Here is a 24103-nt window from a genome sequence, read left to right as displayed (position 1 = left end):
AATATAATGTCACCTCACTTTTCGATTACCTGATAGCCTGCTTTTATATTTTTCATTCCCTCAATAACTAATTTATCCCCGGCCTTTAACCCCTCCACTGCAACTTTATCTTCCTGGGCATCGCCCAAAGTGACATTTTTCCTAACGGCACGTCCACTTTCCACTACATAAACATAATCTTCGCCATCATTTAAAATGCTGCTGATAGGAATCCATAAAGAAGTTTTTTCGCCGACACTTATGTAAACTTTCACATTTTCACCAATAAAAAACTTATTGTTAGCGATAGGACTTAAAAGCTTGATTTCCGCACTGTAGGTTCCTGATTGCATATCCGCCATTTGCACAATATTGGTGATTTCTCCCTCGGTCGTGAGATCGTCAATTTTCACCTGTGCTTTGGTGCCAATCCCTATTTTTTTCACATCGTTATCCGACAACCCTACCGTAACCACTTGATTTTCACTTCTCAATAAAATAACCGGATTGCCCGCAGCCTGAAGTTCCCCTTCTTTGCAGAGAACATCTACAACATAACCAGCCGTATCGGCAACTAAGGAAGCATCCTGCAATAGATTCCTTTTCGCATTATAGTCTGTCGTTGTAGCATTCAGCTGGGCTAAAAGTGCCTGTTTATCTTCTTCTCTCGTTCCGTTCTTAAGCTGCTGCAAACTCTGCTGCGCACTATTCAGGGCTGCTTCACTGCTGTCCAATTGAAGTTTGGCGCCATCCAATGCTTGTTTGGAAATTGCCGAACTATTGTAAAGCGAAACATTTTTCTCATATAAATCTTTATAATAACTATAATTATTTTGGGCATTGTTAACGGCAATCTCAGCCTTATTGATATCCTCTTGCTGAGCACCGTTAACCGCTTTATTGTATTGAGCAGAAGCCGCATCCATTTGGGCTTTAGAGGCTTCCATGGCAAAGTTCAGGTCTGTTTTATCCAGATCTACTAAAGGATCACCTTTTTTAACAGCCTGCCCTTTAGGAACATATATTTTAGCTATCTTTGCGGTACTTTTAAAGGATAATTTTCTTACTTCACTTCCTCCGGTTATCCCCTCATATTCCAGAGAGACGGGGCGGCTCTCTTCTTTGAGCCCTAGCGTTTTAACCGGATATGTCTTCAGACTAGACTTGTTTGAATCATTATTACTGCCACATCCACCCAACATAACCACGCCCAAGATTAATGAAAAAATAAGCACTGCTTGTTTTTTCATACTTTTACCCCCTTATTTATACGCTTTCACTTTTTAATAATCCCTTTGCCAATACCTTAGAAGCGCTTTGACATAATCTTTCAATTTCCACGGGAATAAGTTCGCCATCTAACCTATTTTGTACGATGAAAAGGCCAATCAAAGATTCTACATACATTAAAGAAATAGTAAAAAAATCGCTTTTTACAAGTATTCCTTCCTCGTATAAAGCTTGAAGTTTTCTCTCCAGGACTTCGACGACAGACTTAAACGTGCTTGTTACATTTGTAACGAGTTCTGATCTCTTTTTCGATTCAATAATTGCAACTATTAAAAGACCCTTGCTTTCAACAATTCTCCTATACAATTCCATTCCAAATTCGCAGAGCAGCTCTTCCAGGGAGATGTCACTTTCTATAATGTTCACAAGCCTTGAATTGCCGTATTTGCCTATCTCCTTTGAGATCGCCAAGAAAACGCCCTCTTTATTTTGGAAGTGCCTAAACAGCGTTGCCTCATTGACCCTTGCTTTTTCTGCAATCATTTTAGTTGTTGTCCCCTTAAACCCATAATCCATAAATAATTGCTTAGCTGCTTCAATAATTCTAAAGCTTAAATCATTGCCAATATCTTTCATACAATCGCACCATCCAATACCGTTTTGCATGCAAGTACTTACTTGCTTTATTGTAATTTATTTTGCCGGAGAGTGCAAGTAAGTACTTGCACTCTCCGGCAAAATAAATTCATCACCCTAGCCAAACTTATTTCCGATAATAAAAACTAAACCTGTGTCAAAACGATAGCTAATGTCTGAATTGAATTATTCGGTCTTGGAAACCGGAAGCATTGCGGGAGGGGTTAAAGCTACGATAATTTTAGCCGGAATCTCCGAAGCATTTTGGCATAAATGAGGACAACTGCCATCCCAATGAATACTGTCTCCAACTTCTAAAATTGCCGAAAAATCACCTTGAGTCACTTTAACTTGTCCTGAAAGTACCATAACCCATTCTTCGCCTTCATGGGTATGCGCACAATTCCCAGCCTGATATCCAGGAGGCAGTTCCGTCATCAGAACCTGTAACTGGCGGCCGAAGGGGGAAGACAAAATTTCGACTTCCGGTTCGTCTCCCAATTTGAGGCGGGGACGTCCGTTTTTTTTGACCAGCTCCGGCGGGAAGGAAAGATTAGTCAAAAAGTCCTTTACGGGAACCTTGAGCGCTGAAGCAATCTTCTGCAAGCTCTCTAAAGAAACGGATACCTTATCATTTTCAACCTGACTGATGAACCCTTTAGAAAGTCCGGCGATATCAGCTAATTGAGGGATTGTAAGATTCAATTTTTGACGGTTTGTTTTTATCTTAATTCCAATCGACATAAAAGCACCTCTAGAAAGTTTTGTGTAGATAAAATAATATTGACAACACTAATAACAGCATTTATCATAATAATGAATTCACTATAGCTAATATAATGTTCTCTTTACTAAAATGCAAGCTGAAGAACCGCAATTCAGTAAATCAATGCACAGGCTATCTTAAAAATTTTAGCGTGTAACCCAATTAATAATTGGAGGGTGATAAAAATGACTGAGTCAGAACAAGGTAATGAACAACTAATCAAAGCTTTTGAGATGATGTGGGGTAAGTTTCCGGAACCTGTAATGCTGATTCACCGGGACAGAACTATTTTAGCGGTCAATAAATTTTGTAAGGATTTAGGCGGCCTACCAGGAACTAAATGTAATGCCGTTCAACCTGAAAATCATAAGGGCTGCAAGGCAAACCAAGCTCTGGATACTAATGAAGCAGTTACCGTAAATTCTAAAATAGGAGAAACTCCCATCAGCGGTTATTGGATTCCCGTTGCAGGGGTACCAAATTATTTCATTCATTTCGGCATCGGGATCTTAAAGGCCCAAAAGGCAATGCAAACATCTCCGGAATAATTGTACGTACCGACAGCAAGACCTATCAAGCATTTAACTCGATAGGTCTTGCTGTTTCTGATCAAAAGAGGATTGACAGAAACCAATTTTCAGCAATCCTAGAGGCTCGCCAGTCTAGCTCCCATATCAAAGGCCTTTTGGCAGTCTAGCGGAAACCGTTCAGCTCTCACTTGAAACTTATGTTTTTCGTCAAACATAGAGGCTTCATAGTTGGCATAATCATCGAACTGGTAAGTATCCGTAGAGATCATGAATTCAGTGCTTCCCTGGAATCTTTGCAGCAAATTTATGTTTTGCTGAAATAAAGCTTCATAGTTAACCTTTTTTACAAACTCTTCCGGAACATTCATCGTATAGATGAAACCTGAGGATAGCTTGCCTTGAAAGACAGACGGATGGCCTTCGTTATAGGAAAGGTTGGAAAATAGCAAGCGTTCTAAAAATGAACGCATTTCTCCTGTAACATTGCCGAAATAGATAGGGGAACCTAATAGAAGGACATCAGATTCCAAAATCCTGTTCAGAACATTCGTCAGATCATCCCGCATAGCACAGTGCCCGGCATGTTTGGCGTTTTTCCTTTTACAGGCAAAACAACTAATACAACCTTTAAAATTCAAGTCGTATAAATGTACGGTTTCTGTTTGAGCTCCCACAGATTTAGCCCCGTCAAGAGCTTTTTGCAATAAGGTATCGGTATTCCAGTTTTTCCTCGGACTCCCATTGACGGCGATTGCTTTCATAGTAATATTCATCTCCCGCTATAGTATTTTGTGAATTTACTTTTGCTGTCACTAAATTATACTAGCGAGGAACAAATATACAAGTACGCACTTTTTTGTGCCTTAAATTTGCTCAAAGTACTCATTAATTAATTTTCCACATCTTTTGAAAAAGCCTTACCTAGCTCAATCACCTATTTTTGACGCAGGAAATCGAACGAAGAAAGTAGTTCCATCAGAACCGGTCTTAACATCTATGAAGGCATTATGCTTGGCGGCAATTTTATAACACATCGGAAGGCCTAAACCCGTACCGTTTTCTTTCGTCGTAAAAAATGGAGTTCCAAGTTTCGACAAATGTTCTTCACTAATGCCTTTGCCTTCATCTTTTACACTCAGGACTATGTTCTGGTCATCCATAAAGGTTTTAATTGTAAGACACCCGTCAAGCGGCATTGCTTCAAGCCCATTCCGCGCTAAATTTAAAACAAGCTGAGTAATTTCATTAGAAACCATCTCAAATTCCATTACTTTTCCCGGCTCAAAAACACACTTTTTGCCTTGAGTATAAGCATCGGCTTGCATTAGCGGAAATAGGTCATCCAACAATTTATTCAAGCATAGTCGTTTGAGCTCAACTGGTTTATCTTTAGCCAAAGACAAGTAATCCGTGATGATTAAATTTGCCCGATCAAGTTCTTCGATCATTAACTCGAAATAGTTCTTGTATGTGTGCAAGTCAGTTTTACTCTGAAGCATTTGGAGAAATCCTCGTATTGTTGTCATCGGATTTCTAATTTCATGGCCTAAGCCAGCTGCCAATTGACCGATCATATTAAGACGCCCTAATTTAGTTATTTCATTCTCGGAATATTCCCTCTTTTCTGTTTCCAATTTTAATTTCTCAGTCAGCGCCTCCAACTTTTGCTGAAGGTTTCGCCGTTGTTCTTTCACCTTTATTAATTCTTGTTTAATATCCACAAATTTTTCCCAATCTTCAATACTATAAAATCTTGCTGCAGCCAATTTTGAAACTCCTCCGTCACAATATATTTCTCTTAGTACTCGGAGGTGGCAGATTTTTGCCATCTACCAGGGTTTTGCTGGATTTGGAATTTAAACAATGAAGTCTTCCCCCCTCTAAAAAGTAGCCTTTGCCCTCCTTCCAAAACATATTAAAGCTATATGTTTATTAATATATAACACTTCGATGGCCTAGGGGGAAATCCCTTCTGAATAATAACGTTTATTTATTAACGAAATAGAAGTTTTTTATAATTTGGCACTGACAGAACGCCAAACGGCCCCCATCTTACCGACGAGAGCTTGATAAGCAACTATAAACAAAGAACGCCCTAATTAACTAGAGCCATCCTTGTTTTTGAGTAATTCATCAATTGGAATATTCAAGCCGGCCGCTAATTGGGCAAGCTCACTTATCCGAGGAATCCTTGATCCAGCCTCTATTTCGCTAAGATGATCGAAACGAACCCCAACCTTAGCCGCCAATTCTTCTTGAGTCAGTTTACTGTTTCTCCTATAAAGGGAGATGCGTTTGCAAACTGATTTATTGATAATGATCAATAGAACGTCTCGCCTTCTTTCCTGACGCCTCCGGGCTTTATTCCTATCGCATTTTTCTGCACAAATAATCATAATCCTCTATTTGTTTTTAAAAACAGGAAAAAAGTCCTACGACCAATGCTTTGACAAAATAACCCCTGTACAGCTAAAACTATACAGGGACTAGTGGCAAAAAAGCAAGTTTAATCGTATAAAGAAGACTTGATTCAGGTGAAGTTTTAACTCCATCTGAATCTTAGTCGCACTTATCCAGGGACTTAGCCACTCTTAACTCATCGCTTGTAGAAGCGGGAGTCTTAGAACAGATTAGTCAGCGGATAAATTAAACTCTAAATATATTTACCGCACTTTGCAGATCCCGAGCCATTTCAGCCAGGCTTTCACTGGAGGCCGCAATCTCTTCAACGGATGCAGAGTGCTCCTCTGTAGTAGCCGATACAGTTTGGGTTTGGCCGGAAGCGTCTTTAGCAATCTTATCAATTTCGCGCATTGAAACTACCATATCTTGACTCCGGCCGGCTATTTGTTGAATTGAGGCCGAAATTTCTTTGACCTGGTCCGAAACCTGGACAATAAGCGCCGCTATTTCATTAAACGCTTGACCTGCCGCCGTTACTACCTCAGTTCCGACCTTAACTTCCGTAGTTCCTGTCCCCATGACAGATACCGCATTATTCGTATCACCTTGAACCTCGTCAATCAATTCAGCGATTTTATTGGCCGCATCTGAGGATTGTTCGGCCAGCTTTCTTACTTCTTCAGCAACAACTGCGAAACCGCGCCCTTGTTCACCTGCCCGAGCGGCCTCAATGGCAGCATTCAAGGCCAGAAGGTTAGTCTGTCCGGCAATCCCCGATATTGTGGCAACAATCTCCCCTATCTCATTAGAGCGCTCCCCTAGTTTGGTAATTATCTCCGCGGAATAGGTAACGGTTTTCTCAATGCTCTTCATCTGTTCAATAGCTGTCGTAATTGCCTTACCGCCATCATGAGAGGCATTAGCGGTTTTAGTGGCCGATTCCAGTACCGTAGCTGTGTTTACGGCAATCTGTTGGATTCCCGCCGACATTTGTTCTACGATCGCCGAAGTCTCATCAATCGCAGTTACTTGCTGCTCGGCGCCGGAAGCTATTTCGTTAATCGATACCGCAATCTGAGAAGTACTCTGCGCCGACTGTTCAGCAGTGGAAGTAAGCTCTCCCGCAGAGGTCGCTACTTGTATTGCTAATTCCGATACTTTTTCGATAAGAGTTCGTAGATTATCAGTCATAGCATTTAACGCCATGCCTAACGATCCGACTTCATCTTTAGATTTAATCTCAACTTTCTTAATCGCCAGGTTGCCATTGGCAACTTCCTGAACATTTGCCACCATTTCAGCCATCGGATTAGCGATCATCAGAGCTATAAACCAGCCTAGAACCAAGGCTAGAATTATGATGCCTATGCTAAATATCGAAACCCACAAATATGCCGACTTGGCATTGGCAACTGAGTTTTTGGAATCCACGAGCCCAGCATTGTTATTGAAAGCAATAATATCCGTGACTGATGTATTGGCTTGGGTCCATAAAGGATCCGCATTATCAATCATTTCCTTAGCGAGCACGGTATTATTGGATTTGATGGCCTCCTTAATTGCTAAAATCTTGGCTGTATAGAGCTCCCAATCCTTCTTAAATGAATCGAATAGCTTCTGTTCCTCCGGACCACTAATCATACCTTTTTGATAGACCTGAAGTTTTTGATTTATCTCTTGGAGCAACTTCGTTTGCTGATCGTCGAGCTTAGCTTCCGCCGCAGTATCGCTCTCAGAAACCATAGCCAGGTTCAAGCGAGCGACATTAGAAACGGCACCATTAAACCAGCCCATCATTTCTATGCTAGGCAACCATTTACTATCAATCGCCTTAGCTTTACTTTCCATATCGGCAATTTTAAAAAGAGCAAAACCACAAACTGCTGAAAATAAGACCACAATAAGCAAAAAACCTATAATTAATCTTTTCTTTATGTTCAATACTTATCTCCCCTTTTAATTTATTAATATAGGCAGATCCTATTGCTTTCCCTTTTGAATATTTTGCAACAAACTTACTTAGCATTTGTCTTTTGCAGAGGTTTTTACGCCTTTGTTCCCCGGAACATGTTCTCTGCTATATTAGGGTCTTTATAAACAAAAAAATATTTTTTAGTTCTAGTGCCTCCGGGTTTATGATCTACTGAAAATATAATGATTAAATAAATTTATTGTTGAACTATATCCAAGTCTTGATTAAATATAACATATTATAGAATAGGAAGGCCATTATTTATCATATTTATTATACATGACTTATGATAACTATTAATATGAGGTTTTTTACTTATATTGTAAACTCAAAGGCGGTTTTAGACCGCCTTTGTCAAAATTACTGCTTCTTCTGGTATTCTCTTAAAGTTGCCAAGCCTTCAGACACTTCATCCATTGGCAAATTCCCTTTTTCCAGATCATCCGGATCTTTATTGATTAACCTTTCATAAAAGTCAATTCCTTTAGTTAAAATATCCTGATTTACTTCAGTTGTTTTAATTAAATCAAAAAGCACATCTTCAGCTTTTGCATATTTATTAGTAAGTTCATAATATTGAAACAGCGACAATTTACTTTCATTGGGTAAATTAAACCATCCGATTTTTTCTATCAGCTCGTCAATCCTGCTTTTATCTTCTTCTGAGGCAAGAGCGTCACCACACAAAAAAATATTAATCAAGATATTCAGGCTCTTCCAATATAAATTTTTCGCCCTGGATTTTTCTCCCTTAATTTCAAAAATATCTGCTTGTTGTATCAATAACTCGCCAAGCATAAGATGCTTCCCGGTATTGAATAATCTGTTTCCGCTTACTTTATGGATTAAAATATCATACGGGAGCGCCTCTATTACTTCGATATTTAGTTCAGTAACATATTTTAAGGTATCGTTGAGAGCTTCTTGACTCTCTTCTATCTTATTTTCAGCTTTTAGTCCCATAATTTTACCAAGAGATATTGTGAATTCTTTGATCATTTTCATTAAATAATCTTTATCTTCAAACATGCCTTACCCACCGTTCCTGAATTTTATGGACTCTAACGCAATATCTTTAACTCATAACTCTTTGCTTCCATGATTACATAAGTATTATACCCCTGAAAAAGCTGCCAAACGCCAACCTTTAAATTTTTAATTGCACTTTCGCCCTGAAAAGCTTCATTACTCTTGGTAAAAGAGGCAAAAGAAACAGTGCCAACGGGTGACGCTCACTATCCTTATCAGGCGTCCCTTGGTATTTGCCTCCTTTGACAAGGTTGAGATCAAGTAATAAAATAATAGTATTATCAAGAGTACTTCATTTAATAGTACTTGTCACAAACCGTTAGGTTCATCTGAGTATTACGTTAATCTTTACACATAAGAACCTAGGCAATCCTTCCAGGATCAGAATTAACTACCGCTGTGATGATCTCTTACTTTATACCCATTTCCTTATTTAAGACACCCAAAAAGTTAAAGACAGCTGAAGTAAAAGCAAATTTCAAAAGAATCCAAGGAAAACTTAGGAAATGAGTGACACAGAGCATGTTGACAAAACTTAAGGAAACATATCCCGCTTTAACTCAGCGCAATTTCCGCTACTTTTGGTTTGGCCAATGTATTTCCTTGATTGGCACCTGGATGGATACTACGGGCCAACAATGGCTAGTCTACACCTTAACTAAATCCGCGCTTTTGCTAGGTCTGCTCGGGGTGGCTCAATTCGGCCCCGTTATGTGTTTATCACTTTTTGCCGGAGTATTTATCGATCGTTATCCCAAAAAAAACATATTAATTCTCACTCAGATTTGTCTGATGCTTATCGCTTTCGCTTTGGCCTTTTTTGTTCTGTCTGGTCATGTCACTTACTGGCATGTCTTTGGTTTAGCCATTTTGCTCGGTCTGGTTAATACTCTTGATCAACCGACACGTCAATCCTTTATGCCGGATTTAGTAGAAAGAAAAGATTTGAGAAGCGCCATTGGCCTTAATTCGTCGGTCTTTAATGTAGCCAGAATGGTCGGACCGGCTCTGGCAGGGATATTAATGGCCAAATACGGAGCCGGTCCATTGTTTTTACTGAACGGAATCAGCTTTATTCCGGTAATAATTGCCATCAATTTAATCAGGACAGAACCCCATGAATATAAAAGAGTACCCAAGAAAGTACTCGTGGAGATACACGAAGGGCTTAAATATGTCAAGCACTCGGTTCCCCTGCGCAGTACAGTTTTATGTACATTGGCTGTCGGTACTTTTGTCATGAATTATAATGTAATTATTCCTTTATACGCCGGAGATGTGCTTAAACAAGGGGTAGGAGGATATAGCTTTCTTTTGTCTTGCAGCGGCGCCGGCTCTCTGGTCGGGGCGCTCATGGTGGCCTCCTGGGCTAAGGGCAAGCCGAGACTGCGTTTGCTTTTTGGCAGCGCATTTACCGTATCAACTTTTCTCACCTTACTTTACCTGGTACATTTTTTGCCTTTAGCCGCTGTGATGTTGGCGATTATCGGCTTCTCTAATATCCTGTTCATGACAACTGCTAATTCAACAATGCAGTTTAATTCCGACACTGAGTTTCGTGGTCGAGTAATGAGTATTTATTCCTTTGCTTTTCTCGGTACAACTCCTATTGGAAATCTTTTCGTCGGCGGCATTTCCCAAAAATGGGGGGCAGGTATAGGAGTCCTGATTTGCGGATCAATATCAGCTGTCTTAATTGGATTGATCATTATCAATACCATCATAAAAAATCGCACATTACAGCCCGGCCTTTAAACAGAGTCGATTTCATTGGATTTTTATTTTTGAAGCAAAGATGGCTTGTAAAGCAGATGAGTTGATCCGTGATCTTAGCTGGCATGGATGTCAGGATTTTAGGGGATTGTTAGAATAACGGTTGAATTTGTAAATAGCATTAGCTTCCTGCATTTCAAACTGAATCTTGCGCGCACAGAATTCACAAATATAGGTAAAATTGGGGTTTTGTTTAACCGAGAGAAAATCTTTATGGCTTGGAGCGATCTCTCCAAGCGCCCCACAGAGTTTACAGCGAATATTCATACCCTGTCTCCTTTCATTGCCGATAAGTCTTTGCAATTGATATAGCATATGTTGCTGAGACAAACCTTGATGAAAGAATTTTAAAAGGAATATCTGAGTTAAGAGCGCTAAGTCCCTGGATAAGTGCGACTAAGATTCAGATGGAGTTAAAACTCCACCTGAATCTTAGTCTGCTTTATCTTCCTATAATTATTGGCTTCTTAAATATTTCCCACATAGCTATGGGTTCTATTAGGAAAGAGGATCTTACCATTTCTGCTGTACTTTGCAAATAACTTTTGCAAGCCATCTATAAATTCCTTATAGTTAGAATCGTTTTCACCTGGAGCATATGATGCCGACAAGCTGGCTCCAATATAAGCTTCTAATCCTAATTGCCTATTGTTTTCAAAAACCCGGTACTCACATAATCCATCTCTAAAAAAATCATGAAATGCCTCAGGTTTATAGCTGATTCCACCAGCAAAACCCTTAAATTCAGGACAAACACGTTTACACAGGTCAGCGTTTTCTATAATAAAAGGCTCTTCCTCCGCTCGGCGATTCCAAATAAGAATTACCTTGCCATTTGGTTGGAGTATCCGTTGAAACTCCAGCTTGGCTTTATTTCTATCAAACCAATGGAAGGCCTGTGCAGTGATAATATAATCCACTGAATGATTAAGTAAGCCGGTTTTCTCCGCACTTCCGTCAAGAACGGCAATATTGTTCAATTCTTTGCAATAATCCTTGCAGGCTGAACGCATATTATGATTGGGCTCAACTGCCCATATTTTTTTGACCTTATCCGCAAGCAATTTTGTAAAAATCCCCGTCCCGGCTCCGATTTCAGCAATAACGGCATTTGTGGAAATACCTACTTCCCGGAGGAGATAATTTACCAACTCCTTGGGATATGTCGGGCGATATTTCCCATAATTTAATACTTTGCTGGAAAATCTTTCTTTACTGTTCATTTTTAGCTCCTAACTATTCGCTAGCAAATATCTTTTGAGCCTCGGCAAAGGCCTTGGCAAAGGTTTTTTCAGCAAGGGTAAATTCACGCAAATAACGGTCGAAATAGCGCCAGGAATCCTCTTCTCCTAAAATAGTGTCCTCTGCATCAATACGAGTTACTACGGAAGAAAACATACCGGTTCTCATATGCTTGCTGCCAAACAGTCTTAAGGATACATCCTTCCCGTTGGGCCTAGGATAACAAGTACATTGCAAGTCATTTGTCTCAATTCCTTTAAGCATCATTTGCTGTATGGTTGATTTCTTGATTAAAGACATAAAGATTTGCAGCTTGCTGTTGGGAACCGGCACTGAATTGCGACACCAAAAATGATAGCCATGTCCCGACTTGAGGATCAGGGGAGCAATTCCAACTTTCAATAAACTGTCGGCCATGTACAGGGCCGCTATCTTTATTTTATCTTTCCATTCGCTTTTCGAATCTAAATTAAAGGCAAATAAGCTGCTTTCCTTATCGCGGAAGTATGCACACAAATTACTTTTCTTGTCAAGATGATCCTTTAGTAATTCTCGATAAAAGTCTTGACTAACTCCAGATAGCTTATATTTATAAACTTTACCGCTAAGCTCGCAGTACTCTAGCTTAGCCTTAGCAGATAATTCCTTAAGATAATCCAAACTATGCAATTTTGTTTCAATTTTAACTTGTTCTTGATCAAGTCCGGTATAAAATTCATAAAGCATCATAACTTTTCTATCCATTGTCCGACTTCCTCAAAATAATAAAACTCGTAGAGCCCATCTCTCAAATTCTTCTTGTCTGATCCGGCAGGAGAAAAGACTGTCAGATTCGCAACCTGAAACGGCTGCGCACTGATCAAACACTGTATTTTCATATCTTGGCAGAAATTAATGATATTATCGACAGAAAACAGATAGTCATACTGTATTTGATGATCATTTAACCATTTTATCGTCTGATCGTAAGCAAAACGCAAATCCCGATACGTAAAAAGTATGATCGTCCACCCTCTTTCAGAAAGCCAACGAAGAAATACCACACTGTCGTCACGGGCCACTGCCGATTCCATTACCTTTTCCGCAGTTGGGGTTAAGCCTCCTTCTTCCAACTTATAGAGGCACTTCTTTAAAAGCGGATCGGCAATTGAGTGCAGTCTGGCATCATAAATAATACCCATTTCATTCATCATAGAAGCAAAATTATTAAGAACATCATCAATTTCCACAGCAATAATCTTTGCCAATTTCTTCACCTGCTTTGTCTTTTAAAGCCCAGCAATAATCTATCGGGTAGAATTCGAATTCCCTTCATCCGAAATCAAAGCTAACAATTCCTCGTAATGTTCTTTAACGAGATTAACCCCTTGTTCGCTTATTGCTTGAGCCGCGACAAGCTTGTTCAAGATAGCTAAACATTCTTGTTTATTGACTCCTTGGCGATATGGCCTGTCTTCCGTCAAGGCTGTAAAAATATCGGCGACCGCCATCAATCTTGACCCCAGCGGGAGCTCATCCTTTGTCAGGTGGAAAGGGTAGCCGCTGCCATCAAGTCTTTCGTGATGGTGAGCCCCCCAAGCCGCCACGTTTTCAAAGCCTGTAATTGTTTTCAGCAGATAATATGAATAGTAAGTATGCCTTCTCACAATCGCCGCTTCTTCCCGGGTCAGTTTTGCCGGCTTATCCAAAATCGAATTAGGTATGGATATTTTTCCTAAATCGTGAAGATAACCGGCAATTTTAATCAGGCTTAGTTCGGAATCAGAAAAACCTACTTTTTGAGCCAAAAACTCAACGACTAGAGCTACCCTTCGAGAATGATTCCTGGTAAAATGGCTCTTATTATCGATAATTCTCGAAAAACACTTCACTAAATCAACAAGTTCTTCCACTGATATCCGCATATAGTGCCGAGGCCGTCTTGATTGAACGAACTCCATTAGGAATTCAGACTGAATGTCAAGCCAAAAAGATTCCTTTTTCGAGGTTTTCTGAAAAGCTTCCACGACAGCAGGATTAAAAACAGTTCCGGATTTTTGCGAGATAGTATTAAGGATATCTTCGCGTAAATTCAGGATATAGCCCTTGGAATTTTCCGTTAACACCGAAACCCGATCAGCCAAGTAAATAATATTACTGGCTAATGCGATTGAGCTTTCACACAAGCCCGAAGCATTCACTGCTTTCCAGCGGTCATGGTGATGAAGTATTATCATGGCAACTTTATCTGTTAATTTACTGTGGCAAAAAATTTCATACCCTCTTTGGCAATGATCAAAAGAATTTATATCTTCAAACGGCAAAATGTCCCGGAGCTCTTCCTCAGGCGCCATACCAGCGTCATGAACCAAGGCGCTATAAAAAATCAGCCGCTGCTCTTCTTCAGGCATATTAAGCTCATCGGCAATGGCTTTAGAAATTAAAGCTACCGTCTTATGATGATTGGAAATTCCATACAATGATAGATCAAGAGCTTTGGAAAACGAACAAAATATTTCACCTAAATCGATGTCGATCAAGAGATTCTCCTCCTCACCCTGTTTATCTAAATTCGGCAAGTTGTTAGTTATTCCTTTAAGCGCTCTAAACTTCTTGTTCTTTTCCGCAAGAAAAAGCCAAAGAGACTAGGGCCAAACGAATACTTATAGTTTTCCTGAAATTAAAAACCATGCATTATAGGTGGATTTTACCCACGATCTATGCATGGTTTTGTTCTCTCTAAATAAAGGCTTTAGGAAAATCAAATGAGGATTCTCTAAAATTTAATTTACCGGAGCTGAATTAGGAGTACTATCCTTTTATCCGCTGACTAATCCGCTCTAAGACTCCCGCTTCTGCAAGCAGTGAGTTAAGAGCGGCTAAGTCCCCGGCTAAGTGCGACTAAGATTCAGATGGAGTTAAAACTCCACCTGAATCAAGTCTTCTTTATAAGGACTCATTAGCCAGAAGATGGATAATTTTCAAACCCATCTCGATCTCTAAGCGGTGTTCATTAGCCTCTAAATCCATCCCAGTGATCTCTTTAATACGCTCTAAACGATAAAGCATCGTTTTGTAGTGTATGAACAGCTCCTTAGCCGCTTTGCTGGCATTGCCATTACATTCTAAGAAGACTTCCAGTGTTTTCAGGAGGAACGTTTCATTAATTTTATCATGCTCAATTAGCTTGAGCAGAGGTTTGGGAACAAAGTTTTGTAATTCATTCCGTTCAGCAAATTTACAAAGAATGCGAAATACTCCCAATTCGGAAAAAGCCTCTATCACATGTTGACCCTGAATCATCCGGCCAAAAGTAATGGCATCACGAGCTTCCTTGAAACTTCTGGGAATCTCCTCAACATTTAAGGCGACATCTCCAATTCCTATGGCAACTGAGACTTTCTTAACCTTCTTTTTAATTTGTTCTTGAATTTCTTGGCCAGTATTCTTAATCAATTTCAAGAGACCGCTTTGATCCTTGGGCGAAGGCCACAGCAGAATAATGGCATCATTTTTAGTTCCCAGGATATAATTTTTAGTATGCCTTCTCACTGCATTCGTAATTATGGCAACGACATCAGATTTTAACCCCTGCAGCATCGTATCCGGGCTATGCTTGCTTTTGGCTAAAATCCCATCGATGTTGTCAATATCAAAAAGAACAATCGTATAGGACTTGGATAGGTCCCAGCCGATCAGCGCCGCTCGTTCAAGGGTATTATTTAAGGCTGTATTCCCGCTTATCAAATTCTCTATAAGATCATTTTGGAATTTCTGTTCAATTTCCTGTACAGCTACTTTTTTGACCAGGTCAAGAGTTACTACGGTCGCTGCATGTTCTAAACAGATCAAATCCATTTCTTGCAGTTTTTTATTCATTTCCACCACCGTAAGGTAGGCTTTGACCTGACTGAAGGCCTGGATCGGTACGACAACCTGGGAAACAGGTTCCTCTCCTAAAGCCGGAAATCGTACTATCTGACGATAAAAAGAAAGCTTATCATTTAGGCCCTCACGCTGGAACAGATCGGCCACTTCAGTGAACTTTTCAAGACAAGGATTTGTGGTACACAGGCATTTAAAATTGCGGTCATAGGCGGCGACAGGGTTGCCAATTAGCTCCTCCAGGGTTTTAATGATCGTCTCTAACCCCTGACAATGAAGAGCTAAGGTTGTAAAACGCTCTTGAATAACTTTATAATAATTTAACTTAACCACCTGATTATTAAAAAGTTCAGCCATGATAGGGTACATTACATCAACAAAACGCACCTTGGCGTCAAGGGCCAAAATAGGCAAGCCGTACTGATTGGCTGCCTCGATCATATCCTCAGGAACACTTTCGACAAAACGGCCAACTTTAATAGCAATGGCTGCCACACCTTTTTCGGCAAGCTTTTTAACGAAGTCCTCATAGTTTAGACTCCCGACAGGCGCGGAATATAAACTGGTAAGCAGCAATTCACCGCCGGCGAGCCAATTGACAATATCCGGAGCTTCCATGATGGTAACACCTTTAACTACATTGTCCAACTTATGATGCCCGGCGATCGTTTTCGACGTACTCAAAGGACCGATTTTCAAAGCATCCTTCACCGTAATCTCCAGTGTTACCATCTCCCTAAGTTAAGAAATCTATTAGAGTTCGATTTTCATAATTCGGGCTATCTGTTAGCTGATTCCATTTTACAACTCAATGTCGCGATTGCAATCCTTAGTGTAAATATAGGTTGAAGGTGTTCTTCCCGCACCGTAGTATGCTTGCGGTACGTAAGGGCCAAACCAGATGAAATCTTCCGGTTTTACCGGAATCCACTTATCATCAATTAAGTAGACTCCTTCACCCTCCAGAAAATAGAGTCCGTGTTCCTGAACGTGAGTTTCCACAAAAGGGTGACAGCCACCGGGATAGAAACTTAAGGTATGAAAATTAACATCAAAGCCTAACTCGGTAGGTAAAATGTTTTTGATCCGCACATTTTCCATGCCATCGTAGGCCTCATCGGGGATATCATTTAAATTGCCCGCGACAACTCTCGCTTCATAACCGGCTAACGGCCGATAGCGTTGTTTATAAAGGAGAAGCTTCCAAGGCTGATCACTTGTGTTTTTGAGGCCTACCCCGCAGGAAACCGGTGCGAAGACAAAGCCTCCTTCTGTAAGTTCGTAAGCTTTCCCTTCTACGTTTACTGTCCCAACACCTCCCAGGCAATAAACAAAGGTTTCAATCCCATCTTCCTTAAAATCATTGCCGGTACCGCCATTAGGCAGGACTTCAATCGTATACATGGCAAATTTCGGCCCTAGCTCAGGAGACGCAATGATGCTGGTATTGCAATTCTCCAGATTAGGAATAACATTTTTAACTCGTCCCTCAGGCGGAATTAGTGCATATCTGCCGTGTTTAACAATCGCTCTCGTAGACAGCGGTCCATTTGGATAACCCATGGATAACCTCTCCTTCCAAATCTGATAAAATATTAATATTTTTCTTATATTCGTGACCAAACTTAAGGCTACCTTTAGCCTAAATGGTTAAAAGATCTCTTGTCCAAATATCATTCTTGGATAAATTAACATCCTAAATTATCAACATGCCAATGCTCAGGTCAAGTTAGTTATACCCTAATTAGAAGATTAGGATAAACATTTCGTGGCGGTATCATCAAATATAGCAAAAGGATTAGACTAGAAAATGAGTAATTATATATCAAAGCATGTCAACATGCACTCTTAACATGAAAGGGGACATTTTCGGAATGAATCGCCTAATTAAAGTCGAACCTTTTTCCAAAGAAGCTTTCGCACCTTACGGCCATGTACTTTTACGTGAGCCTGGAGTTCCTCCTATTAAATCTATACCCCCGGTTTTTGCTGACAGAATACCTTTTGAAGTCGATGATGGCCCGGCCGAATTCGTTTACGCGTTACTTAAGCGCAAAGAATTTAAATTCACATCCTTAGAACGCCACTTAAAAGTTACTCAAGGATTCTTTCCCCTTTTTGGGGGCCCCGCTATTATCAGTGTCGCTCCGGCAACGGATCCTGATGACCTTGAGGCTCTTCCTTCGCCCGACTCTGTACGCTGTTTCTTACTCGAAAGCTATACCGCCTTTGTCATTCATCGCGGAATATGGCACGGAACGATTCTTCCCCTTGAAGAATCGTTTGGTTATATTCTGGCAACACGTAAGGCCACTACCGATGATTCTATCAACCCGCTCTACGATGGTGATTGTCAGATTCGCGATCTGGGCGTGACTTTTGAAATTCAGCTGTAAGACGCTTGCTTAGATATAAATATCACTCAAAAATAAGAATTAAATTATAACAAGAGCCGATTCTCCATATGAGGGAATCGGCTCTTGTTCAGACTGGGCAGATTTATGGTTATTGCTCAAAAATCGTGCCTTTTTTAAATTTAGAACCCTTAAAGGCAAACTTCATGAGCAGAAGATAAACTATTCCTGCCACAACAACGCCGATAATCCAAGCCAGGTCTACTTTGAGAAAGGCGGCACCGGCTCCGATCAGCATTGCCAGGATAGCGGCCGGATTATAACCGGCGAATTGACCGTCTTCTTTATATAACTCCGCGACATCTACATGTTGCTTTCTCAATACATAATATTCAATTAACAAAATTGAAACAATTGGACCTAAAAAGGCGGAATAGATAAGAATAAACATTCCCAGACCCTTAGCCGAGGAATCCTGCACCAGCACCCAGGGAAATGAACATAGAGCAAGCAATCCGGTTATGGTAACAGCCACTTTGTATTTCAACTTTGTAAGCAAGGTAATAACATACGTAGGCGGGATAATATTAGCAACCATGTTTGTGGCAACTGCCCCCAGAATGATAAATGCCGACACAAAAACAGTGATATAAGAATTATCAACCACAATGGCAAATGCCTTCACAGGATTGGAAATACCAGTTGCGCAAGCAAGCATCGCACCAATGCAAATAACGGAACCGTAGGCAATTAAAATAGGCAGAAAGTACAAAGAGCCACGTTTAACATTTCTAATCCCGGGTTTTAACTCTCTTGAATAGTCTGCCGCACTCAAGAAAATAGCAGCGTAATTTCCCATAAATACCATAATAAATCCGAAGAAGGGCAGACCCCACGAGCCACTGGCGTGAACCCATTTTTGGGCAACAACTGCGCTGTGGGATGTCAGAAGAACACCAAACACATAAGCAAAAGCCACTATAATAACAACTGATGTTAAAGATTCTACCCATTTAATAGCATGGAAACCGTACAAGGAAAGCCCGATTTGAACTAACTGAAGCACCACGAAGCATACGGCAATATTGTCAAAAGCCCCGCCCGTGAGGATCTTTACGATTTCATTTAAGGCAGTCCCTCCAATCCAGCTTTGAAAGCCGTACCAGATGATGGCGGGAATACCGCGTAAAAGTGATGATACAACGGAACCTTTCAGGCCAAAAGACATTCTAAGCTGAACAACGTACGGTATTCCCGTTTTATATCCGAGCCTGTCGTTTAAAGAAAAAACGGCTGAAATAATGCCAATGGCTATAATGGCTGCGGCAAAGGTCTGAAAGATGTTTAACGTTGCGATGCCCGCTACAACTAAACTAGCTCCCAGAGTCATATTGCCTAAATTAACACCGTCGCCAATCCACATAAACATGTAATGAAAGGGGCCAACATTTCTGCCTTCTGCAGTCCTCGGTTTTAGCGACTCATCCAGCCCTGAATTTTGTTGGATCTGCGTTTCTTTGCTAATTTGACTTTCCGAATTTATCGACATAAACCCAACTCCTTTTTCACTGTTTGCTCTAGCTCTGAAAATTTTGTTTTATAAATTGGGCTTTAGATGTTTGCCAATAGGCTCGGAGACAATCTTCCCATCTTTAAAAACAGTCGTCCCTCTGAGTATTGTTTGTCTTACCATTCCGGAGAATTTGTTGCCGACATAAGGGCTCACCTTATGCTTATAGAAAAGATCCTCCGCCTGCAAAGTGAATTCTTGCGCCAAGTCTACAAGGGCAAAATCTGCATCGTAGCCAAGGGCAATTTTCCCCTTGCCGGGGATTTTGAATATCTCGTTGACATTTTGCGACGTCAGTTTGGCAATATCCCCTAACGGTACTTTTCTATCCTGGTAGGCATGGGTAAGCAGAGCCGGAAGAGTTGTTTGACAGGCTGAGATTCCGCCCCAAACTTTTAAAAATTCCCCATCTTTAAGTTGCGGATCGCAGGGTGAATGATCGGAGGAAACAAAGGCTATCTCACTGTTGAATAACTTGGCCCACATTTTCATTTGATTTTCCTTATCCCGTATGGGAGGCGAGCATTTGGCCACTGTTCCTAATCTTTCAACATCGTCATCTATAAGAATTAAATAATGCCCAATCGTTTCACAGCAGACGTCTACTCCTCTGCTTCTGGCCTGCGTGACAAGCTCGACCGCTTTTGCCGTACTGATATGAGCAATGATTAATTTACAACCGGTCTCTTCTGCAAAAGAAATCATGCGCGAAACATTCTCTATTTCCGTGATTGGCGGCCGGGCGGCAAAATAGTCCCGCACTGTTGTTTTATTATTTGCCAGGGCAATTGCCGTTAAATCTCTTGTAATTTCAGCATTCTCGCAATGCACCATGAGAGGCAGTCCGAGCTTTGCCAACTTTTCCATACCCACATAAGCCGTATAATCATCCATTCTTTCGAATTCATCAATACCGCTGGCGCAGGAAAAGGCTTTAAACCCGATAACACCGCACTCTGCAAGCTCTTCCAGCTTATCTAAATTGCGGGGAGTAAGGCCTCCCCAAAATCCATAATCAACCAAGGAATCCTTCCGGGCCACAGCAAGCTTGGCGTTAAAGTTTTTGGCATCAAGCGTACAAGGGCTGCAATTAAGAGGCATATCAAAATACGCAACCCCGCCGCCTGCCGCAAGAGCGCTGCTTCCGGTCATGATTGTTTCCCACTCGGTTCTGCCCGGATCATTAAAATGCACATGACCGTCTGTTGTTCCCGGAAATACATAATTCCCTGCTGCGTCAATGGTTTCTTTGCTCCCGCCTGATATCTCTTCACTTATTTTCACGATCTTTTCATCAGCAACTGCAATATCCGCCTTTTTCAGGCCATCCGGGCAAACGAGGATTCCGTTGCGAATGATTACATCATAGTTTGTGCTCACAGTGATTCCCTCCAATTTGCTGTAATTTAGCATTTGGCCATTCCTCTCCACCTCCCGCGGTTGCCGGACGGCGATCTCTGAGAGGTGGAAGAGTTAAAACAACCCCTGAGATGTGATGTGCCTTTAAGGGAAAGCTTATAATAAAAGTAAGCAGACAAGGAGCCTACTTATTCAGTTTTTTGACAAGTTTGCCAAAACCTTTGGGCCCTACTAATTGGCCCTCCCGGGCAACAACTTGCCCCCTTACCAAGGTGCATATCGGCAAACCCATACCTTTTAAACCTACGAAAGCTGAAATTTTATTTTTATAATATAAAGAATCCGGGGTGATTTCCCATTCTCTTTCAGGATCTAAAATGACAAGATCAGCATCAAAACCGATTTCAATTGCACCTTTTTTGCCGAAGATTCCGAAAGTTCTAGCCGGACCTGCACTTAAGGATCTCGCCAGTAACGTCGGACTGTAGCCTCTCTTAACTACCCCTTCACTAAATAGAACCTGCATAACATTTTGAATTCCGCTAATACCGCCCCAAGCTCCGAAAATACCATGCTTTTCCTCGCTTTTCTCACTCAACTCACAGGGAGAATGATCGGAACCGACACAGCATAAGGTGCCATTGTTAACATACTCCCACATTTCTTCGACAGCAGCCGCTTCTCTCAGAGGGGGAGCACACTTAAACAGGCTGCCATTCTGCAGGACATCTTGATCATTAAACGTTAAATAGTGCCCGCAAGTCTCCGCCGTGACATCCAAGCCTTCCAACTGAGCGTCCTGTATGACTTTGGCAACTCTCGGGTGGCTTACATGACAAATGTGAACTTTGGCCTCAAGTTCTCTGGCCAACTCAATTATATTTTGCGTCGCAATTAATTCGGCGATGACGGGTCTGGAATTTAAGAAGTCCTGCCAATCGTTATGTTCTTTTCGTCGAGCCCTGGCCTCTTCCCACTTGATGATAGAATAATCTTCACAATGAAACCCTGCCCGAGCATCGCACTCTTTTAAGATTTCCAGCGCTTCTTTAGCCTGCCCGATCGTCAAAGACACGTAATCCGGAGAAACAGGGCCAATAAATGATTTAAACGCCACGCATCCTTTTTGATCCAATTCCTTTAATTGGTCCAAATTATAGTCTACCAGGCCACCCCAGAAGCAATAGTCGACATAAGCGTTGGGGGAAACAATATCCTCTTTTCTGTCAAAGAGATTACCATCCGTCATAGCAGGTTCATTTTGCAGAGGCATATCGACAATTGTCGTAATCCCTCCAACCCCTGCTGCAGCCGTTCCGTGGGCATAATCCTCTCTCCAGCAATAGCCGGGGTCATTTAAATGTGCGTGGCTGTCAATAGCCCCGGGGAACACATAGTTTCCTTTAGCATCTATGACTTCTTCAGCTTCCAATGAAGTTCCGGCTTCGACAATTGCTGCGATTCTACCCTGATTCACACAAATAGAGGCTTCGAAAATTCTGTCGTTTGTTACAACCTTACCATTTTTAATAACTAGGTTAAACACAGTCATGTCCCCTCTTATTTTAAAATTAATAATCAAAGGCCCGCCAAATTTAGAAGCGTATGGTAAAGAACATTGGCTCCATCAGCACAATCCTCCGGCGAGCTCCACTCGGCGGGATTATGGCTGATTCCATCCTTGGATCGAACGAAAATCATACCTATCGGACAGATATTGACAAGCTGCATAGCATCATGACCGGCACCGCTGGGAAGATAAAAGGGCTCAAAACCCAAATGCTTAAAAGCATCAGCAGCGGCCCCTTGGAATGTTTCCGAACATGGTGCGGGCGGTATGCGCTGCAAAACCTCGGTGTGCAGTTCCAAACTTCGTTCCCGGCAAATTCTCTTTGCTTCTTGGAAAATGCAATCTTCTACCCGATCACTAACTTCTTGGTTAATATCTCTTAAATCAAGGGTGAACTCTACCGAGCCGGGGATGATGTTAATCCCCCCGGGAAAAACACTCATTTTCCCGACTGTGGCCACCGCTGTCCCTGTTTTCTTAGCTTCTCTTTCAACTATTTGGACAAACTCGGCAGCCGCAACTAAAGCGTCATGTCTCATGGTCATCGGGGTAGCCCCTGCATGCCCTGCTTCCCCCTTAAAGGTACACTTAAGCCATAACTCATTGACAATTCCGGTGACAATACCTACGGACCGATTATTTGTCTCCAGCACTTTACCTTGCTCGATATGCAATTCGACAAAAGCTTTTATGCTTCCCTTAGTTCGAGCAGCGCAGCGGATAAGCGTAGGTTCTAAATCTTGAGCCTTCATAGCAGCGGCAATGGAGATGCCTTCCTTATCCTTGAGTTCCAAATCTTCCGGCTTCAGGCTGCCGATTACCCCCCTGCTCCCCAGCATACTGTAACTAAAACGGGCTCCCTCTTCATCGTTAAAAGCAATAACCTCCATAGGGTATTCACTTTTGATCCCCTGCTCCTGCATCGTTTGCAGCACTTCGATTCCTCCCAGAATCCCCAAAGCGCCGTCGAAGATTCCTCCACTATACACAGAATCAATATGGGAACCCGTAAGGATCACAGGAGCCTCCGGATTGCGGCCTTCCAAACGTCCAATAATATTGCCGACCGCATCTTCACGAACAATTAAGCCGGCTTCTTTCATAAAGGAAGCGACAAGATTTTTGGCGGCGCGGTCTTCCGGCGTAAATGCCAGCCGGGTGATTCCTCCGGCTTTTTGTTTCCCTATCTCCCCTAACTCCATCAAGCGATTGTATAGTCGTTTTTTGTTAATCACGTTGCCACCTCTTAAAACTATTTAATTTCCAAATCTCCTTTCTCAGATTTTTTAACTTACACTGATATTTTCGCCAATTTTTCTTCTCCCGTCTTCTCACAATCAAGATAAATATGGTCATACCCAACTATCCTTATAAGATAAATCACAATAGTCAGAAGCTTATTTTAGTTTTGTAAGTTAGGATTGAATCCCTATTTTTCTAAGCTAAGTATTTTTTGCTGAGATCCAGATATTGATATTGACCATAAAGAAAATATAGGAGTATTATAAGTATAGATAATCAATCTTTACCTCGTACTGCCAAAGGTTTGTTCGTTTCTATTTCAGTTAACAAGTGTAAAATATCACAAAAATATGTGAATTATTTCACTCGTCTGACAACTTAATTTTAGGAAAGGGGTAACCGCCTAGTGATATACAGTTGAAACACAAAATTCCTTTTTAAAACCCAATGCCTCATGCCTTGGTCAAGGCTGAGAGTCTATCTAAAATGGAGGGATTTCTATGCGTCCGGCTTGGCTTATCATTTTCTTAGTCCTTGCTATTGCTTCAGTCTGGTCCTTTTGCTACGCCTTAAGGAAAAAAATC

At 41.3% G+C, this 24103-nt stretch carries 22 protein-coding genes; 3 read left to right on the top strand and 19 right to left on the bottom strand.

Annotated features, from left to right (window positions below):
- Window positions 1-14: 14 nt before the first annotated feature.
- The 3 genes from REC12_RS04975 to REC12_RS04965 form a co-directional block, all read right to left on the bottom strand.
- Window positions 15-1229, bottom strand: coding sequence for an efflux RND transporter periplasmic adaptor subunit (locus REC12_RS04975; RefSeq protein ID WP_308892710.1), 1215 nt, complete (start codon window positions 1227-1229; stop codon window positions 15-17).
- A gap of 16 nt (window positions 1230-1245) precedes the next feature.
- Window positions 1246-1845, bottom strand: a complete 600-nt coding sequence (locus REC12_RS04970) for a TetR/AcrR family transcriptional regulator (RefSeq protein WP_308892709.1) — start codon at window positions 1843-1845, stop codon at window positions 1246-1248.
- Between the two features lie 186 nt (window positions 1846-2031).
- A complete protein-coding gene (locus tag REC12_RS04965) occupies window positions 2032-2589 on the bottom strand; it encodes a helix-turn-helix domain-containing protein (RefSeq protein WP_308892708.1) in 558 nt (185 codons plus the stop codon).
- 207 nt (window positions 2590-2796) lie between these two features.
- On the opposite strand from REC12_RS04965, the gene REC12_RS04960 reads away from it, so the two are divergent.
- Window positions 2797-3159 (top strand): hypothetical protein, encoded by a 363-nt coding sequence (locus REC12_RS04960; RefSeq protein ID WP_308892707.1) that lies wholly within the window; start codon window positions 2797-2799, stop codon window positions 3157-3159.
- A 98-nt stretch (window positions 3160-3257) separates the two neighbouring features.
- On the opposite strand, the gene REC12_RS04955 is transcribed toward REC12_RS04960, so the two are convergent.
- The 5 genes from REC12_RS04955 to REC12_RS04935 form a co-directional block, all read right to left on the bottom strand.
- Window positions 3258-3902 carry a flavodoxin family protein gene (locus REC12_RS04955; protein ID WP_308892706.1) on the bottom strand — a complete coding sequence of 215 codons (645 nt, stop codon included), beginning with the start codon at window positions 3900-3902 and terminating at the stop codon, window positions 3258-3260.
- A gap of 165 nt (window positions 3903-4067) precedes the next feature.
- Window positions 4068-4907 (bottom strand): ATP-binding protein, encoded by an 840-nt coding sequence (locus REC12_RS04950; RefSeq protein WP_308892705.1) that lies wholly within the window; start codon window positions 4905-4907, stop codon window positions 4068-4070.
- 333 nt (window positions 4908-5240) lie between these two features.
- Window positions 5241-5465: a helix-turn-helix domain-containing protein gene (locus tag REC12_RS04945; RefSeq protein WP_308892704.1), complete on the bottom strand. Its 225-nt coding sequence runs from the start codon at window positions 5463-5465 to the stop codon at window positions 5241-5243.
- 322 nt (window positions 5466-5787) lie between these two features.
- Complete coding sequence (locus tag REC12_RS04940) at window positions 5788-7485, bottom strand: methyl-accepting chemotaxis protein (RefSeq protein WP_308892703.1); 1698 nt, start codon at window positions 7483-7485, stop codon at window positions 5788-5790.
- Window positions 7486-7876: 391 nt separating this feature from the next.
- Entirely contained in the window at window positions 7877-8545 is a 669-nt protein-coding gene (locus REC12_RS04935) for a DUF6483 family protein (RefSeq protein WP_308892702.1), read from the bottom strand.
- 522 nt (window positions 8546-9067) lie between these two features.
- On the opposite strand from REC12_RS04935, the gene REC12_RS04930 reads away from it, so the two are divergent.
- Entirely contained in the window at window positions 9068-10300 is a 1233-nt protein-coding gene (locus REC12_RS04930) for an MFS transporter (RefSeq protein WP_308892701.1), read from the top strand.
- A gap of 90 nt (window positions 10301-10390) precedes the next feature.
- Here REC12_RS04930 and REC12_RS04925 read toward each other — a convergent pair whose 3' ends face one another.
- The 7 genes from REC12_RS04925 to allE form a co-directional block, all read right to left on the bottom strand.
- On the bottom strand, window positions 10391-10585 hold the full coding sequence (locus REC12_RS04925) for a DUF2197 domain-containing protein (RefSeq protein ID WP_308892700.1): 195 nt from the start codon (window positions 10583-10585) through the stop codon (window positions 10391-10393).
- Window positions 10586-10785: 200 nt separating this feature from the next.
- Window positions 10786-11541, bottom strand: coding sequence for a class I SAM-dependent methyltransferase (locus REC12_RS04920; protein WP_308892699.1), 756 nt, complete (start codon window positions 11539-11541; stop codon window positions 10786-10788).
- Window positions 11542-11554: 13 nt separating this feature from the next.
- Window positions 11555-12304: a hypothetical protein gene (locus REC12_RS04915; protein WP_308892698.1), complete on the bottom strand. Its 750-nt coding sequence runs from the start codon at window positions 12302-12304 to the stop codon at window positions 11555-11557.
- On the bottom strand, window positions 12286-12807 hold the full coding sequence (locus tag REC12_RS04910) for a hypothetical protein (protein ID WP_308892697.1): 522 nt from the start codon (window positions 12805-12807) through the stop codon (window positions 12286-12288). Before REC12_RS04910 ends, REC12_RS04915 begins: the two co-directional genes overlap by 19 nt.
- 39 nt (window positions 12808-12846) lie before the next feature.
- The gene (locus tag REC12_RS04905) at window positions 12847-14079 is read right to left on the bottom strand and encodes an HD-GYP domain-containing protein (protein ID WP_308892696.1); all 1233 of its coding nucleotides are present in this window, start codon (window positions 14077-14079) and stop codon (window positions 12847-12849) included.
- Window positions 14080-14485: 406 nt separating this feature from the next.
- On the bottom strand, window positions 14486-16147 hold the full coding sequence (locus REC12_RS04900) for a PucR family transcriptional regulator (protein WP_308892746.1): 1662 nt from the start codon (window positions 16145-16147) through the stop codon (window positions 14486-14488).
- A 78-nt stretch (window positions 16148-16225) separates the two neighbouring features.
- Complete coding sequence (gene allE, locus REC12_RS04895) at window positions 16226-16987, bottom strand: (S)-ureidoglycine aminohydrolase (protein WP_308892695.1); 762 nt, start codon at window positions 16985-16987, stop codon at window positions 16226-16228.
- A 311-nt stretch (window positions 16988-17298) separates the two neighbouring features.
- Between allE and REC12_RS04890 the strand changes: the two genes are divergently transcribed.
- Entirely contained in the window at window positions 17299-17820 is a 522-nt protein-coding gene (locus tag REC12_RS04890) for an ureidoglycolate lyase (protein WP_308892694.1), read from the top strand.
- 109 nt (window positions 17821-17929) lie between these two features.
- On the opposite strand, the gene REC12_RS04885 is transcribed toward REC12_RS04890, so the two are convergent.
- From REC12_RS04885 to REC12_RS04870, 4 genes are all read right to left on the bottom strand, one after another.
- Entirely contained in the window at window positions 17930-19327 is a 1398-nt protein-coding gene (locus REC12_RS04885; protein WP_308892693.1) for an NCS1 family transporter, read from the bottom strand.
- 48 nt (window positions 19328-19375) lie between these two features.
- Window positions 19376-20761 carry an allantoinase AllB gene (allB, locus tag REC12_RS04880; RefSeq protein ID WP_308892692.1) on the bottom strand — a complete coding sequence of 462 codons (1386 nt, stop codon included), beginning with the start codon at window positions 20759-20761 and terminating at the stop codon, window positions 19376-19378.
- 130 nt (window positions 20762-20891) lie between these two features.
- A complete protein-coding gene (gene allB / locus REC12_RS04875) occupies window positions 20892-22253 on the bottom strand; it encodes an allantoinase AllB (protein WP_308892691.1) in 1362 nt (453 codons plus the stop codon).
- 32 nt (window positions 22254-22285) lie between these two features.
- On the bottom strand, window positions 22286-23512 hold the full coding sequence (locus tag REC12_RS04870; protein WP_308892690.1) for a Zn-dependent hydrolase: 1227 nt from the start codon (window positions 23510-23512) through the stop codon (window positions 22286-22288).
- Window positions 23513-24103 lie beyond the last annotated feature (591 nt).

It is taken from the genome of Candidatus Desulfosporosinus nitrosoreducens (assembly GCF_030954495.1).
GTDB lineage: Bacteria > Bacillota > Desulfitobacteriia > Desulfitobacteriales > Desulfitobacteriaceae > Desulfosporosinus > Desulfosporosinus nitrosoreducens.
This window is presented reverse-complemented; position numbering and strand designations above follow the sequence as displayed.

Excerpts from the sequence above, each read along its gene's own strand:
- allB (WP_308892692.1), bottom strand. The coding sequence starts at position 20,761 with ATGCTAAATTACAGCAAATTGGAGGGAATCACTGTGAGCACAAACTAT.
- REC12_RS04955 (WP_308892706.1), bottom strand. The coding sequence starts at position 3,902 with ATGAAAGCAATCGCCGTCAATGGGAGTCCGAGGAAAAACTGGAATACC.
- REC12_RS04920 (WP_308892699.1), bottom strand. The coding sequence starts at position 11,541 with ATGAACAGTAAAGAAAGATTTTCCAGCAAAGTATTAAATTATGGGAAA.
- allE (WP_308892695.1), bottom strand. The coding sequence starts at position 16,987 with ATGGGTTATCCAAATGGACCGCTGTCTACGAGAGCGATTGTTAAACAC.
- REC12_RS04960 (WP_308892707.1), top strand. The coding sequence starts at position 2,797 with ATGACTGAGTCAGAACAAGGTAATGAACAACTAATCAAAGCTTTTGAG.
- REC12_RS04915 (WP_308892698.1), bottom strand. The coding sequence starts at position 12,304 with ATGGATAGAAAAGTTATGATGCTTTATGAATTTTATACCGGACTTGAT.
- REC12_RS04925 (WP_308892700.1), bottom strand. The coding sequence starts at position 10,585 with ATGAATATTCGCTGTAAACTCTGTGGGGCGCTTGGAGAGATCGCTCCA.
- REC12_RS04975 (WP_308892710.1), bottom strand. The coding sequence starts at position 1,229 with ATGAAAAAACAAGCAGTGCTTATTTTTTCATTAATCTTGGGCGTGGTT.
- REC12_RS04890 (WP_308892694.1), top strand. The coding sequence starts at position 17,299 with ATGAATCGCCTAATTAAAGTCGAACCTTTTTCCAAAGAAGCTTTCGCA.
- REC12_RS04970 (WP_308892709.1), bottom strand. The coding sequence starts at position 1,845 with ATGAAAGATATTGGCAATGATTTAAGCTTTAGAATTATTGAAGCAGCT.
- REC12_RS04965 (WP_308892708.1), bottom strand. The coding sequence starts at position 2,589 with ATGTCGATTGGAATTAAGATAAAAACAAACCGTCAAAAATTGAATCTT.
- REC12_RS04930 (WP_308892701.1), top strand. The coding sequence starts at position 9,068 with ATGTTGACAAAACTTAAGGAAACATATCCCGCTTTAACTCAGCGCAAT.
- REC12_RS04885 (WP_308892693.1), bottom strand. The coding sequence starts at position 19,327 with ATGTCGATAAATTCGGAAAGTCAAATTAGCAAAGAAACGCAGATCCAA.
- REC12_RS04935 (WP_308892702.1), bottom strand. The coding sequence starts at position 8,545 with ATGTTTGAAGATAAAGATTATTTAATGAAAATGATCAAAGAATTCACA.